Genomic DNA, 13,434 nt, shown 5'->3' with positions numbered 1-13,434 from the left:
GGGGCCTCAGAGCGTTGCGGCCAGCCGGGTGCCCTGGTTGATGGCGCGCTTGGCGTCGAGCTCGGCGGCCACGTCGGCGCCGCCGATCACGTGAACCGGCTTGCCGGAGGCCGCGAGCGCATCGGCGAGGCCGCGGTTGCTGACCTGGCCGGCGCAGAGCACGATGGTATCGGCCTCGATGAGCCTGGGCTCGCCGTTCTGGGTGACGTGGAGGCCCTGCGCGCTGATCTGCTCGTAGGCGATGCCGCCCATCATCTTGACGTTGGCCATTTTCAGGGCGGCGCGGTGAATCCACCCGGTCGTCTTGCCGAGGCGCTTGCCGGGGCGTTCGTCCTTGCGTTGCAGCAGGAAGATTTCGCGCGCCGGTGCCGGGGGTTGGGGGCCCTCGGGGGCGAGGCCGCCGCGGTGACGGGCGGGGTCGGCAACGCCCCACATCTCCATCCATTCGGGCAGGTGCTCGGTGGGGCTTTCGCCCTCGTGGGAGAGGTATTCGGCCACGTCGAAGCCGATGCCGCCCGCGCCGACGATGGCGACGCGCTGGCCCACGGGGGCCTTGTGGCGCAGCACGTCGATGTAGCTCAGCACGTTGGGGCCGTCCTGCCCGGGGATGCCGGGATCGCGCGGGGAGACGCCGGTGGCGAGGATGACCTCGTCGAAGGGGGCGAGGCGCTCGGGCGTGGCCTCGGTGTTGAGCTTGAGCGTGATGTCGGACCGCTCGACCATGGTGGCGTACCAGTCGACGAGGCCGTGGAACTCTTCCTTGCCGGGGATCTGCTTGGCCATGTTGAGCTGGCCGCCCAGCTCGGGGGAGGCGTCGAAGAGGGTGACGGCGTGGCCGCGCTCGGCGGCGGTGAGGGCCGCCGAAAGGCCGGCGGGGCCGGCGCCGACGACGGCGATGGATTTGGGCGTGCCCGCCGGGGTGATGACCAGCTCGGTCTCGTGGCAGGCGCGCGGGTTGACCAGGCAGGTCGTCATCTTGCCGGAGAATGTGTGATCGAGGCAGGCCTGGTTGCAGGCGATGCAGGGGGCGATGGTGTGGGCCTCGCCGCGGGCGGCCTTGGTGACAAAATCGGCGTCGGCGAGGAAGGGGCGGGCCATGGAGACCATGTTTGCGCAGCCCTCGGCCAGCACGCTCTCGGCCACCTCGGGGGTGTTGATCCGGTTCGAAGTGATCACGGGAATGGAGACGTGGCCCATCAGCTTTTGCGTCACCCAGGCGAAGGCGCGGCGGGGGACGGAGGTGGCGATGGTGGGGATGCGGGCCTCGTGCCAGCCGATGCCGGTGTTGAGGATGGAGGCGCCGGCCTTCTCGATCTCCTGCGCGAGATGGATGACCTCTTCGGTGGTGGAGCCATTTGGCACCAGGTCGATCATCGAGAGGCGGTAGATCACGATGAAGTCGGGCCCGACGGCCTCGCGGACGCGCCTGACCACCTCGATGGGCAAGCGGATGCGATTTTTGTAAGAGCCGCCCCAGCGGTCGGTGCGCTTGTTGGTGTGGGTGACGATGAACTGGTTGAGGAAGTAGCCCTCGGAGCCCATGACCTCGACGCCATCGTAGCCGGCCTCGCGGGCGCGGGCGGCGGCTGTGGCGATGTCGGCGATCTGTTTCTCGATGCCCTCCTCGTCGAGCTCCTTCGGCGGGAAGGGCGAGATGGGGGACTTGATCGGCGAGGCCGAGACGCAATCGGGGCTGTAGGCGTAGCGGCCCGCGTGGAGGATCTGCATGGCGATGCGGCCGCCTTCGGCGTGCACGGCATCGGTGACGATGCGGTGGTTGGCAATGTCGTCGGGGGTGTAGAGGCCCGCCGCGCCCGAAAACACCCCGCCCTCGCGGTTGGGGGCCATGCCGCCGGTGACGATCAGCCCGGCGGAGGCGCGGGCGGCGTAGAAGGCGGCGACGCGGGACCAGTCCCTGGTTTCTTCCAGCCCGGTGTGCATGGAGCCCATGAGCACGCGGTTGGGCAGGGTCACATGGCCCAGGTCGAGCGGGGCGAGAAGATGGGGGTAGCTGGTCATCGTGTGGCGTCCTCCTGCGGGCAGAGTGCCGCGCGGGCAGGGGGATGTCACGGCAAGACGCGGCGTCATGTCGGTTGGAGGCGAAGCGCGGGGTGCGGTAGGGAGCAGGAGAACGGTCGGGAGAATGCGATGACGGACGAGGACTATGTGTATGACGAGGCCAGCGGCGAGTGGTTGCCGGCCTCGGAGCTGGCGGCAGGGGCGGCGGAGGTCGAGGCGGTGCTGGACGCCGCGGGCAACCGGCTGGCCGATGGTGACGCGGTGGTGCTGGTGAAGGACCTGAAGGTGAAGGGCGCGGGCCAGACCCTGAAGCAGGGCACGGTCATCCGGTCGATCCGGCTGACGGAGAACCCCGAAGAGATCGACTGCCGACATGACAGCATCAAGGGGCTGGTGCTGCGGACGGAGTTCGTGAAGAAGCGCTGAGGCTCAGCCGCCGGGCGCGGCGAGGGGCGCGGGGGAGAAGAGCACGCCGAACTGCTCGCACCAGACTACCACGGAGCGGTAGCGCGTGGCGTCGATGCTGGGGGGCACGGTATAGCTCTGGTCGCCGATGTTGCCCTTAAGCAGCCCGAGCGAGACCCAGTCCCCGCCCGACACCTCCGAAGAGCTCTGCGGGTCGGGCGCGTCGGAGAGCCAGAGCTCCAGATCGGGGCCATTGGTGACCTCGAAGTCGGTGAGCTGCACCTCCACCCGACCGTCGGGGAGGGTGACGAGGCGGGCGGTGCCGGTGCCGCGGTGGGCGGCGCCGGCGTCGCGGAAGCGGCCCTCGGCCAGCACGGTGACGCCCTGGCCCGTGACGAGGCTCTCGTTCACCACCCGGTCGATCCAGAGCGGCGAGGCGAGGTACCAGAAGGCGGCGCCGAAGACGGCCCCAAGCAGGAAGCTCGGGGCGGCAATAAGGAGGAGGCGCTTCATGGCGGCGACCCTAGCGGCCCAGGACTTCGAGGCAGTGGCGGCGGAAGGCCTTTTTCAGCATGTCGAGCTCGGCGCGCAGCAGATCGACCTCGGCGCGGATGTCATCCTCGAGGGGCTGGCCGGTGACGATGGTGAAATGCTCCAGCGCGGCGCCGGTGCGGGCGTCGCGGATGGCGAAGGTCTGCACGCCGTCGCAGAGCAGCTCGGCCGGGATCGGCACGCGGAGCTGCCAGAGGTTCTGCATCTCGCCGTCGGCCTTGATCTCGACACCCTCCAGCGGCTTGCCGAGGTGGATCACCTCGATCCGGGGCTGGGTGTTGCCCACGCCGTCGGCCATCAGCAGCCCCTCCCAGACACCTGCCTGGATGCGGGTTTTGGAGAGGGTGAGCTGGCTGGTCTGGGTGGTATCCGGCATCGGGCGGCGTCCTCTGTCAGATCTCGGCGCGGGGGCGGCGGGAGAGGGTGAGATCGCGCAGCACGATCTGGTTCATCTGGGGGCCTTCGAAGATCAGGTCGACCCAGGCCTTCTCGACCCGCTTTTCGTTGAGGCCGGTATAGGCGAGGTCGAACTCGGCCATCTGCACGCCGCCCTCGGTCACCGGCAGCTCGCGCACGATCTGCTCGGTGTTGGGGCCGTGGCGGACGTTGAGGCGGGCGAAGATCTCGAGCGGCTTCTCGACTTCGACCTTGGCCTCCAGCCCGATGACGTGCTTGCGCTTGAGCCCGTCGACGGCCTCGGCGGGCAGGTCGAGCACGATGGAGAGGAACGAACCGTCGAAGCGGAACACATCCATCCGGAGGCCGAAGGGCGCGAGATCCTCCTCGGAGGTATTGCGGATCTGGCGCAGGGTCAGCTCGGAATAGGTGCAGTCGTGGTAGAGCGTGGCGGCCTGGCCCAGCATGGTGCGGGTGGGCGCGGCGGCGTGGCCGGGTGGCGAGATCGGGCCGCGCCAGAGCTCGGGGCGCCAGGCCCAATCGGACCCGATCGGGCGGTGCATGGCGTTGGAGCCGATGAGCGGCAGGGTCAGGCGGCCATCGGCCTCGTGCACCACGCGGTCGAGCTGGCGGCGCAACTGGCGAGCCTTGCTGCGCAGGCTGCGCAACGCGGGAAGATCGGTGGAGGCGGCGGCATCGGCGGCGCGGCTCCAGCGCCGCAGGGCGCGGCGGTGGGCGACACGGTCGATCAGGCTGTCCATCGGTTTTGCCATATCGGTCTTGCCAAGCGCGCTGCAGGTCTGCTGTGACGGCCGGAGCCGGGGTGAGTGTGGGGCCAGTCTACGCCGGTATGATAGTGGCGGGAAAGTGTTTCAATCCTGCAAATGCCGCCGGGATGGGGATTGCCCGCGGAACGTGGCGGAACGGGCGCAGCTCAGCCCGCGTTGGCGGCGCGGATGCGGGCGACGAAGGTCTGAAGCAGGGCGGTGCCGCCATCGCGGCTGATCGGGTCTTCCTTCAGGGAGTGGAGGATGACCGAAACGAGCCTGTCATCGACCGTGAAGAGCGCCCGCCAGCGGGCCGCCCCCAGCTCGGGCTGGGGTGGGGCGGAGCGGTCGATCAGGGCGAGCAGGAACACGCCGTTCTGGCTGCGGGCATCGGTGATGGCGACCGAGGCTGGGTCGCCCGCGTAGGACAGCGTGGCGCGGCCCTCGGCGGAGCGGAAGTAGCTTGAGAGCTGGTCGGCGTCGGGCGGGGGGCTGCCGGAGCCGCGCTTGCCGACGGTGGCGGAGAGCAGCCCCATCCGCCCCGGTGCCGGGTGCTCGGGCGACTGGCTGATGGCGGAGCAGGCGGCGAGCAGCACGAAGCTGCCCTTTCGCGCGCGGGTGTCGACGCAGTAGCCGTCGGGCGCGGCCACCACCACGCCGCCGACCTCGAGCCGGGTGGGCGGCTTGGGCGGGACGGAGCGGGCGGGCGCCGCACCGGAGGCGGCGGCCGGGGTTGGTGCGCTGGAGCTGCCCGGCAGCACCACTCCCTCGCAGCCCGCGAGCGCGAGGGCGAGAAGGGGTGCGATGAGCCGGGCAGCGAAGGCCATGTTACTGGTCCATGTAGACGTGGGTTTCTTCCTTGGCGCCCGGATGGGTCACGGCGCCGAACTTGGCGGAGCCGACGAGCTGGGCGTATTTCCACAGCGCGCCGGAGGCGTAGTCGGTCTTGCGCGGGCCGGCCCATGCGGACTTGCGGGCCTCCATCTCGGCCTCGGAGAGGGCGACCGAGAGCTCGCCGTTCACCGCGTCGATGGTGATCATGTCGCCGTCCTTCAGCAGGGCGATGGGGCCGCCGTGGGCCGCCTCGGGGCCGACGTGGCCGACGCAGAAGCCGCGGGTCGCGCCGGAAAACCGGCCATCGGTGATCAGCGCCACCTTCTTGCCCATGCCCTGACCGGAGAGCGCCGCCGTGGTGGCCAGCATCTCGCGCATGCCGGGGCCGCCTGCGGGGCCCTCGTTGCGGATGACGATGACCTCGCCTTCCTTGTAGCTGCGGGCCTTCACGGCCTCGAAGGCCTCTTCTTCGCACTCGAAGACGCGGGCCGGGCCGGTGAAGACCTGCTGGTCCTTCTCCATGCCGGCCACCTTCACGATGGCCCCATCGGGGGCGAGGTTGCCGGAGAGACCCACGACGCCGCCGGTGGGGGTGATCGGGGTGGCGACCGGGTGGATCACGCGGCCATCGGCCTCGCGGGTCACCAGGTCGAGCTCCTCGCCCACGGTCTTGCCGGAGGCGGTGATGCAGTCTTCGTGGATCAGGCCGGCCTTGCGCAGCTCCTTCATCACCACCGGCACGCCGCCGGCCTCGTAGAGATCCTTGGCGACATAGGCGCCGCCCGGCTTGAGGTCGACGAAGTAGGGGGTGTCCTTGAAGATGTCGCAGACGTCGAAGAGGTTGAAGTCGATCGCGGCCTCGTGGGCAATCGCCGGAAGGTGGAGGCCGGCATTGGTGGAGCCGCCGGTGCAGGCGACGACGCGGGCGGCGTTCTCGAGCGCCTTGCGGGTCACCACGTCACGGGCGCGGATGTTCTTCTCGATCAGCTCCATCACCGCGCGGCCGGAGGCCTCGCCATACTGGTCGCGGCTCTCGTAGGGCGCGGGCATGCCCGAGGAGTTGAAGAGCGCAAGCCCGATGGCCTCGGAGACGCAGGCCATGGTGTTGGCGGTGAACTGGCCGCCGCAGGCGCCGGCGGAGGGGCAGGCCACGCGCTCGAGGATATCCAGCGCGGCATCCGACATGTCGCCGTTCTGGTGGCGGCCGACGGCCTCGAACATGTCTTGCACGGTGAGGTCGCGGGAGGCGAAATCGGCGGGCACGTCGGCCCCGGTGGGCGCCTTGCCCGGCAGAATCGAGCCGCCGTAGATGAAGACCGACGGCGTGTTGAGCCGGACCATGGCCATCATCATGCCGGGCAGCGACTTGTCGCAGCCCGCGAGGCCGACCAGTGCATCGTAGCAGTGGCCGCGCATGGTGAGCTCGACGGTGTCGGCGATGGCCTCGCGCGACGCCAGCGAGGAGCGCATGCCCTCGTGGCCCATGGCGATGCCGTCGGTGACGGTGATGGTGGTGAACTCGCGCGGCGTGCCGGAGGCGGCCTTGACGCCCAGCTTGACGGCCTGGGCCTGGCGGTTGAGGGCGATGTTGCAGGGCGCGGCCTCGTTCCAGCAGGTGGCGACACCCACCAGCGGGCGGTGAATCTCGTCTTCGGAGAGGCCCATGGCATAGAGGTAGGAGCGGTGCGGTGCGCGAGCCGGTCCCTCGGTGACGTGGCGGCTGGGCAGCTTGGATTTGTCGGTCTGGCGTTTCAGCATGGGTTCTCTCCCTCTGTCGGTCGCCTGCCGGAATAGTCCCGGCTCGGCCAAGGGGCAAGCCGGATTGCGGCCCGCGCCCGGCTCGCCTATCTCAGGCTGCATGGAGCAGTCACATGGCATATGAGCGGTTGAGCGAGTTCGCCGCGCCGGCCCGCGCAACCCCCGATCTCTGGCGGATCGGGGCAGTGCTGGGGCTCATGTTCGTGGCGGTGATGATGCTGCAACAGCTGGTGTTCATCCTGCTTGCCGCGCTCGGCGGTCCGGAGGCGGTGGAGGCGGTGTTCACCAGCGATGGCACCGGCGCCGGGCGCACGCTGGCGGCGCTGTTCTCGCACGGGCTGTTCGCGGTGGCGTTGGCGATTGCGCTGCGGGCGGTGCATTGGCGCGGGTTTCTCAGCCTCTTCGGCCCTGGCGCCCATGCGGTGGGCGACTTCTTCCGGGTGCTCTACTGGCTCGTGCCGCTCTACATTGCGGCGGCGGCCTTTCTGCCAACGAGCTACGACCTCATCCCCAATGCGGCGATGCCGGTGAACCGCTGGATGCTTTACCTGCCGCTCGGCCTTGCCGCCGTGGCGGTGCAGGCGGGCACCGAGGAGCTGTTCTTCCGGGGCTATCTCACGCAGCAGATCGCGGCGGGAACGCGGGCGGGCAACTGGGCCTGGATGGCGGCGCCGGCGATCCTGTTCGCGCTGCTGCACTGGACGGCGAGCGCGGGGGACAACGCGATCTGGTTCTGCCTCTGGGCCTTCGTCTTCGGCCTGGTCGCGGCCGACCTCACCGCGCGGGCGGGCAACCTTGGCCCGGCGCTGGCGTTGCACATCGTGAACAACGGCGTTGCCCTGCTGGGCGTGACCGTGCCCGGACCGGTGGCGGGGCTGGCGCTGTATCACACGCCCTTCGCCGCCGACGCGGGCGTGATTCCGGGTCTGATGCCGGCGGAGTTCGGGGTGTTGCTGGTGGGCTGGCTGGCGGCGCGGGTGGCGATCCGCGCGTGAAGGGGATTCCGGTGGCCGGGCCGATGCGGTAACCTCGCCGAAAAGGCCGAGGAGAGCAGGCGATGAGACATCCGGAATTTACGGCGATGCTGCTGCCTGCGAAGGTTTATCCGCAAATATGGCGGCTCTTGCTGGGCGTGCTGCTCATCCTGTTCATCTACATCTCCTGGACGCTCCTGGTGCTCGGAGGCGCTGTGGGCGTCGTGGCGGCCGAGCAGGGGCTCTGGGGCGTGATGCCGTTCTTCCAGGAGCTTCAGGCCGGGCGGATGCCGGGGTCGGTTGCGCTGCTGCTGCTCACCTTCGGGGGCATGGCGCTGGGGCCGGTGCTGGCTGCCGCCGCGCTGCACTATCGCGGGCCCGGCTCGCTCCTGGGGCCCTGGGGCGACTGGTGGCGCGGTTTCGTGACGGCCTTCCTGGTTGTGCTCGTGGTCTTCGGGGTGCTGATGGGCGCAAGCGCCCTGGTCTGGCCGCCCGAGGCCAACCTGGAGCCGATGCGCTGGCTGGTCTGGATGCCGCTGGCGCTGCCGCTGCTGTTTGTGCAGATCGCGGCGGAGGAGATCCTGTTCAGGGGGTACCTGATGCAACAGCTTGCGGCCCGTTTCGCCGCCCGCTGGATCTGGTTTACCCTGCCCGCGCTCTGCTTCGGGCTCCTGCACTGGGACCCGGAGTCCGGGCGCAACCTGCCGCTGGTGCTTCTGGCGGCCTTCGCCTTCGGGCTCGTCGCCGCCGACCTCACCGAGCGCACCGGGTCGCTGGGGGCCGCGATGGGCTTTCACTTTGCCAACAACCTGCTCGCACTCTTCATCCTGAGCATCAAGGGCACCATCACCGGGCTGGCGCTCTACGTCACGCCCTGGGGCCTCGCGGAGGAGGGACTCGTCAGCCTGGGGCTCGCGGTTTCGATCGGGATGGTCTTCGTCAACTGGTGGATCGTCAAGGCGCTGATCGACCGCTGACCCTTGCACGGGCCGTACCCGCGATGTATGGTGCAGAACAAAGGTGAGAAGACCAAAACTATGCCGTGGATGTGCGGCTTGCCGCCTTCCGGAGCGCCCGGCCAGCCCGTTCTGTGCCGGGCTTTTTCTCGCCTTCGGCTGACCCCCCTGATCCTGCTGACCGGGCTTTGCGCCGTTTCCTCCGACATGGTGGTGCCTGTGCCGTCCGCCACGGCGGCGGCGCCGGAGAGCAGCCAGGGCAGGGAGAGCCTGGCCAGCGCCGGGTGCCCTGCGGTGACGGCGGAGGCGCACCGGAGGGGTTGATTGCAATTCCCCCCGGCGCGGCCTATTTCACGGGATGCAGCAGGCAGCCCCGGAAAGGTGCGATGAACTGGATCTCCAACTACGTCCGGCCCAAGATCAACTCGCTGTTCTCGCGGCGCGAGGTGCCCGAGAACCTGTGGAAGAAGTGCCCCGAATGCGGGACGATGCTGTTTCACCGGGAGTTGAGCGACAACCTGAACGTCTGCTCGAACTGCGACCATCACATGCAGTTCACGCCGCGCGAGCGGTTCACCGCGCTGTTCGACGGCGGGATCTTCACCGAGGTGAAGGTGCCCGAGCCGGTGGCGGATCCGCTGCACTTTCGGGATCAGAAGCGTTACCCGGACCGGCTGAAGGCGGCGCAGAAGGCGACCGGCGAACATGAGGCGATGCTGGTGGCCGAGGGCGAGATCGGCCGCACCCCGGTGGTGGCCGCGGCGCAGGACTTCAGCTTCATCGGCGGGTCGATGAGCATGTATGTGGGCAATGCGTTCATCGCGGGCGCGGAGCGCGCGGTGCAGATGAAGCGGCCCTATATCGTGTTTTCGGCTGCGGGCGGCGCGCGGATGCAGGAGGGTATCCTGGCCCTGATGCAGATGCCGCGCACGACCGTGGCGATCCAGATGCTCAAGGAAGCCGGGCTGCCCTACATCGTGGTGCTGACCCATCCGACCACCGGTGGCGTGACGGCGAGCTACGCGATGCTGGGCGATATTCACATTGCCGAACCGAATGCGCTGATCGGCTTTGCCGGGACGCGGGTGATCGAGCAGACCATCCGCGAGCAACTGCCCGAGGGCTTTCAGCGGGCCGAGTACCTGCTGGATCACGGCATGCTCGACCGGGTGACGCACCGCAAGAAGTTGAAGGAAGAGCTTGTCTCGCTGTGCCGGATGCTGATGGGGATGGAGCCGCCGGTGGCGGGCGATCTCCCCGCGCCGCCCGCCGAGCCGGCACTGGCCGCGCCGGAGGCCCCGGCCGAAGAGGCCGCCCCGACCCCGAAGGGTGAGCCAAAGACGTGAGCAGCACGGCCCTGCTGGAGCGGCTGATGCGGCTCCACCCCGCCGAGATCGACCTGACGCTGGACCGGATGCACCGGCTCCTCGCCGCCTTGGGCCACCCGGAGCGGCGGCTGCCGCCGGTGATCCATATCGCCGGGACCAACGGCAAGGGCTCGGTGCAGGCGATGCTGCGGGCCGGGCTGGAGGGCGGCGGCGGGCGGGTCCATGCCTATACCTCGCCGCACCTGGTGCGGTTTCACGAGCGGATCCGGCTGGCCGGCGAGGAGATCTCGGAAGAGGCGCTTTGCGCGGTGCTGGAAGAGGTCATCGAGGCCAACGCGGGCGAAGAGATCACTTTTTTCGAGGCCACCACGGCGGCGGCCTTCGTGGCCATGGCCCGGGAGCCCGCCGACTGGTGCCTGCTCGAGGTGGGGCTGGGCGGGCGGCTTGATGCGACGAACGTGGTCGAGGCCCCGGCGCTTTGCGTCATCACCCCGGTGGCGCTCGATCACCAGGAGTTTCTCGGCGAGACGCTGGGCGAGATCGCCGGCGAAAAGGCGGGGATCCTGAAGCGCGGGGTTCAGGCCGTTGTGGCGCGGCAGGAGGAGGTGGCCGAGGCGGTGATCGAGCGGGCGGCGGCACGGGTGGGCGCACCGCTGCTGACCGAGGGGCAGCACTGGCATGGCCAGGTGGAGCGCGGGCGGCTGGTGGTGCAGGACGAGACCGGGCTGGTGGACGTGCCGCTGCCGGTGTTGCGCGGCCCGCACCAGGTGGCCAACGCGGGTGTGGCGATTGCCGCGCTGCGGGCGCTGGGGCAGGGCGATGCGGCGCTGGAGGCGGCCATGCGCAACGCCCTGTGGCCCGCGCGGATGCAACGGCTGGACGAGCGGGCCGGGCTGGAGCTGTGGCTCGACGGCGGGCACAACCCGGCGGCGGCGGCGGTGCTGGCGCAGGGGTTGGCCGAATTGCCGGAGCGGGAGACGGTGCTGGTGGTCGCGATGCTGGCCAACCGCAGGCCGGAGGCCTTTCTGACGCCCCTGGCTGCGCAGGCGACGGCGCTGGTGGCGGTGCCGATCCCTGACGAGCCCAAGGCGCATGCGCCGGGTGTCATCGCCGCCGCCGCGCGGGCGCTGGGCATGGCGGGTGAGGAGGCTCCGAGCCTCGCGGCTGCGCTCGATGCGGTCGCCCTGGCGCATCCCGGCGCGCGCGTGGTGATCTGCGGATCGCTCTACCTGGCGGGCGCGGTGCTGGGCGGGCGAGCCTGATCGGGGCGGTTCGAGCAGCCTGCGACGAGCGGTTTTAGCCGTGCCGCTGCCCTATCGGGGCCTTTGGCGGGGCGGTGCGGGTTTGGGGCGAAATTTCTGCGCCGGATAAGTCCTTGTAACGACTCGCAATCCCGAATCGGCGAAGCCTTGAGAGGCCCGGAGAGCACACTTGATGTTGACCAAATTGGCGGAAATCCGCTAGATTTTGGGTCAAATACTATAGGTGCGCCAGCCTGCCAGCACATATCCAAGGGCGCGCCGACGATTGGGGGACTGTCATGCGCTTGGCCGCTCTAGCGATTGCGGCGGGACTTGCCTCCGGGGCTGCGGGCCTCGGGGCGGAGCCGCTCTGGATCACCGAGGATATCCTCTCCAAGAGTTTTGACCTGAAGGGCGAGCCGATCACCATCGAACGGGCGCCGGTGGAGGGCGAAGGCCTGAGCCGCGAGCTGGCCGAGAACTGCCCGCCCGCCTGCATCCAGCCCAATGCGGCGGCCGAAGGCGTGGCGACGGTGGGCGAGCTGGAGGTGATCTCCTTCCTCGAAGCGGAGGTGGCAGGCGGCACCGGGCTGCTGCTCGACAGCCGGATGCCCGATGTCTACCTCAAGGGCACGATCCCCGGCGCGGTCAACGTGCCCTACACCACGCTCGACCCGAAGAACCCCTACCGGAAGGAGATTCTCAAGGCGCTGGGCGCGGTGGAGGGGCCGGACGGGAGCTGGAACTTCGATGGTGCCATGTCGCTGACGATGTTCTGCTCGGGCCCGTGGTGCGACCAGTCGGCGCGGGCGATCACCAGCCTCGCCTCGGCAGGCTATCCGGCGGACAAGCTGCGCTACTACCGTGGCGGATTGCAGGTGTGGTCGCTGCTCGGCCTCACCGTGACGCAGCCCTGACCGGCATGCAGGGACGGGACAACATGTTCAGAGCCTTGGTGACGGCCTCGGCCTTGCTGACCGCAACGCTGGCCGCCGTCCTGTTCGTGCCCGGCGTCGGGCGCGAGCGCGTGGATACCTCGGGCGGCATTGCCTCGACCGGCGACATGATGCGCAGCGGCGGGTTGGTGACCATGGAGGCGAGTGAGGCCTCCGTGATGGCGCCCGCGCCGGCGACGGAGCCGGAGGTGGTGGCCGAAGCGGAGGCGGTGGTGGAACCGGCGCCGGTTGCGGAGGTGGTCGAGGCCCCCGAGCCGGAGGTTCCGGAGGCGGAGAGCTCTGCCGAGACCGGTGCCGAAGTTGCCGAGGCCGCGCCGGGCGTTGATGCCGATGCGCTGGCGGCGGATGTTCTGGCTGCGCTTTCGCAGAGCGACGTCACCGGTGTGGAAGGGCCTTTGGCCGACGAGGTCGCGCTGGCGGCCACGGTGGCGCTCTCGGCCCTGGCGATGCCGGAAGAGGCGCTTGAGGCAGAGGCGGAGACGCCGAGGGCGCAAACCGCCGACGACATGCGCGCCCTCAGTGCGGGCGTGCTGGCCGGGCTCGGCCTCGAGCTGCCGACGGAGCCTGCGCCGCCGCCCGCGCCGGTATCGGCGCAGCGCCGGTTCGTGACCGCGCCCTCCTCGCAGCGGGCGCTGGAGGAGGCGGCAGGCTGGAGCACGGATTACGTGCTGATCGGCCTCGGCCTCGGTCCGCGCAAGGTGACGACCCCGCTGGAGGACGCGCAGGAATGGTCCACAGCCTATGTCCTGCGGGGCCTCGAGGAAGCGGGCGCGGGCCCGAGGCCGGTGGCCACCGGCGGGCCAGTGACATTGGAAGAGGTGATCGCGACCGCGATGGAGGAAGGCCGCTCGGAGGAATACCTTGTGGCCCTGATCGACGAGCTTTCGGCGGCGGGCCAGCTCGAGGCGCCGGCGGCGCTCCTGCGGCCTGACGGGCAGGTGGACTCGCGGTTGGTGCTGAACGCGCTGGTCACGGCCTCCACGGTGGCGGCACGCAAGAGTGCAGGCCCCGAGACGCGCCCGGCGCGGCGGTTGAGCAAGCCGGTGACCTATACCGTGCGGGAGGGCGACAGCCTCGCCTCGATCGCCTACCGGTTCTACGGCATCACCTCGCGCTACACCGTGATCTTCGAGGCCAACCGCGGCACGCTGCCGAGCCCCGACCACGTCAAGGCGGGGCAGAGGCTGACCATTCCGGCGGGCTGAGGCCAGCCGAGGCTCAAGGGGCGAAAGAGCAAGACCAACACCC

The 13,434-nt window shown here is 69.7% G+C and carries 13 protein-coding genes; 7 read left to right on the top strand and 6 right to left on the bottom strand.

The window, feature by feature from the left end:
- Window positions 1-6 precede the first annotated feature (6 nt).
- Entirely contained in the window at window positions 7-2,019 is a 2,013-nt protein-coding gene (locus BUR94_RS14735) for an NADPH-dependent 2,4-dienoyl-CoA reductase (protein WP_074256944.1), read from the bottom strand.
- 129 nt (window positions 2,020-2,148) lie between these two features.
- Here BUR94_RS14735 and BUR94_RS14730 point away from each other — a divergent pair, with 129 nt between their 5' ends.
- The gene (locus BUR94_RS14730; RefSeq protein ID WP_074256943.1) at window positions 2,149-2,445 is read left to right on the top strand and encodes an alkylphosphonate utilization protein; all 297 of its coding nucleotides are present in this window, start codon (window positions 2,149-2,151) and stop codon (window positions 2,443-2,445) included.
- A gap of 3 nt (window positions 2,446-2,448) precedes the next feature.
- Here the strand turns inward: BUR94_RS14730 and BUR94_RS14725 are convergent, their stop codons facing one another.
- From BUR94_RS14725 to ilvD, 5 genes are all read right to left on the bottom strand, one after another.
- Entirely contained in the window at window positions 2,449-2,937 is a 489-nt protein-coding gene (locus tag BUR94_RS14725) for a DM13 domain-containing protein (protein ID WP_074256942.1), read from the bottom strand.
- Window positions 2,938-2,947: 10 nt separating this feature from the next.
- Entirely contained in the window at window positions 2,948-3,352 is a 405-nt protein-coding gene (locus BUR94_RS14720) for a hypothetical protein (protein WP_074256941.1), read from the bottom strand.
- 16 nt (window positions 3,353-3,368) lie between these two features.
- Window positions 3,369-4,145: a DUF6478 family protein gene (locus tag BUR94_RS14715; RefSeq protein WP_245794480.1), complete on the bottom strand. Its 777-nt coding sequence runs from the start codon at window positions 4,143-4,145 to the stop codon at window positions 3,369-3,371.
- Window positions 4,146-4,306: 161 nt separating this feature from the next.
- Window positions 4,307-4,966: a hypothetical protein gene (locus BUR94_RS14710; protein WP_074256939.1), complete on the bottom strand. Its 660-nt coding sequence runs from the start codon at window positions 4,964-4,966 to the stop codon at window positions 4,307-4,309.
- A gap of 1 nt (window position 4,967) precedes the next feature.
- Window positions 4,968-6,731 carry a dihydroxy-acid dehydratase gene (ilvD, locus tag BUR94_RS14705; RefSeq protein ID WP_074256938.1) on the bottom strand — a complete coding sequence of 588 codons (1,764 nt, stop codon included), beginning with the start codon at window positions 6,729-6,731 and terminating at the stop codon, window positions 4,968-4,970.
- Between the two features lie 113 nt (window positions 6,732-6,844).
- On the opposite strand from ilvD, the gene BUR94_RS14700 reads away from it, so the two are divergent.
- The 6 genes from BUR94_RS14700 to BUR94_RS14670 all read left to right on the top strand — a co-directional run bounded on the left by BUR94_RS14700 (window position 6,845) and on the right by BUR94_RS14670 (window position 13,391).
- Window positions 6,845-7,726 carry a type II CAAX endopeptidase family protein gene (locus tag BUR94_RS14700; RefSeq protein ID WP_074256937.1) on the top strand — a complete coding sequence of 294 codons (882 nt, stop codon included), beginning with the start codon at window positions 6,845-6,847 and terminating at the stop codon, window positions 7,724-7,726.
- Between the two features lie 62 nt (window positions 7,727-7,788).
- Entirely contained in the window at window positions 7,789-8,682 is an 894-nt protein-coding gene (locus BUR94_RS14695) for a CPBP family intramembrane glutamic endopeptidase (protein ID WP_074256936.1), read from the top strand.
- Between the two features lie 365 nt (window positions 8,683-9,047).
- On the top strand, window positions 9,048-10,007 hold the full coding sequence (gene accD, locus BUR94_RS14685) for an acetyl-CoA carboxylase, carboxyltransferase subunit beta (protein WP_074256934.1): 960 nt from the start codon (window positions 9,048-9,050) through the stop codon (window positions 10,005-10,007).
- Window positions 10,008-10,033: 26 nt separating this feature from the next.
- Window positions 10,034-11,251, top strand: coding sequence for a bifunctional folylpolyglutamate synthase/dihydrofolate synthase (locus tag BUR94_RS14680; protein WP_074257748.1), 1,218 nt, complete (start codon window positions 10,034-10,036; stop codon window positions 11,249-11,251).
- Between the two features lie 278 nt (window positions 11,252-11,529).
- Window positions 11,530-12,147: a rhodanese-like domain-containing protein gene (locus BUR94_RS14675; RefSeq protein ID WP_074256933.1), complete on the top strand. Its 618-nt coding sequence runs from the start codon at window positions 11,530-11,532 to the stop codon at window positions 12,145-12,147.
- A gap of 23 nt (window positions 12,148-12,170) precedes the next feature.
- Complete coding sequence (locus BUR94_RS14670; protein WP_074256932.1) at window positions 12,171-13,391, top strand: LysM peptidoglycan-binding domain-containing protein; 1,221 nt, start codon at window positions 12,171-12,173, stop codon at window positions 13,389-13,391.
- Window positions 13,392-13,434 lie beyond the last annotated feature (43 nt).

It is taken from the genome of Vannielia litorea (assembly GCF_900142295.1).
GTDB classification, from domain to species: domain Bacteria; phylum Pseudomonadota; class Alphaproteobacteria; order Rhodobacterales; family Rhodobacteraceae; genus Vannielia; species Vannielia litorea.
Note: the sequence above shows the minus strand (reverse complement) of the source record. Positions and strands in the feature narration are given on the sequence as shown.